This window comes from Oleiphilus sp. HI0132 (assembly GCF_001635845.1).
On record NZ_LWGJ01000389.1, the window covers coordinates 1 to 930 of the forward strand.

Genomic DNA, 930 nt, shown 5'->3' on the forward strand with positions numbered 1-930 from the left:
ATTAAACTTTTTGCGGATATTTTTAATATGGCTGTTAATGGTACCGTTAGTAACGAGGCGCTGCATGGTGCTTTCTGCCAAAGCTTGGTAATCAATACCTTCTGAGCCAGCTTGATAAATTGCATAAAACAGACGGAACTCTGTTAGCGTTAAAGGAATAGATTGCCCATGCCAGGATACATAAGACTTTTCTTCATCAATCGATAGTTCAGAGCTTGAGCTGGAGGTTGAAGGCTCAATGGTTTCTATGCGCGCTTGGTGAATGCGCTGTAGGCTTTTAATTCGTTCAGCTAGCAGTGCTAACGAAATTGGCTTGGTTTGATAGTCCCAAGCGCCAAGGCGCAAACCGAACACCTGGTCAATTTCATCAGAACGCTCACTTAGGAATATAACGGGTAGTTTACTCCCGCCATCAATCAGGCGTCGGCAGATGGTAAAACCTCCATCTTCATCTTCGCCCAGTACCACATCGAGTAATACCATATCGGGTGGATTATTCTTTATACCGTTTAAGGCATCCTCAACATTGTCGTAGCAGCTTGTGCTAAAGCCTTTGCGCTTCAATGAGTCGGCGTAATTTTGTTGCTGGTCGATATCATCTTCAACGATCGCAATGTGGTAGGACATTCTGCAGCTTTCCTAAAGGGCTTATAGATAAAACCAGAGTGCTTACTATAACGCAGAATGGATGATTTTTACGCCACGAAGTGACGATCTCCATAACTTCTCCATGACAGCCCTGCTTTATCCAGAGAGTCAAAGCGAAGCTAAGCTTTCTCTCCTTTACTCGCCTTTTTCTTCCAGAGCGCTTCATAAGCTCTCCATTACCTAAATACGGCAAATTGTTTCAATAGTCTCATCGATACGGCAAGCACTCAGGTGCCAGATATCGTTTCTTAAATAGATTAAGTGGAGATCACTATGAAGCAA

At 43.4% G+C, this 930-nt stretch carries 1 protein-coding gene; it reads right to left on the reverse strand.

The window, feature by feature from the left end; translation table 11 throughout:
* On the reverse strand, positions 1-627 hold a 627-nt coding region (locus A3766_RS04715; protein ID WP_068641817.1), incomplete at its 3' end, for a response regulator transcription factor.
* Between the last annotated feature and the right edge of the window lie 303 nt (positions 628-930).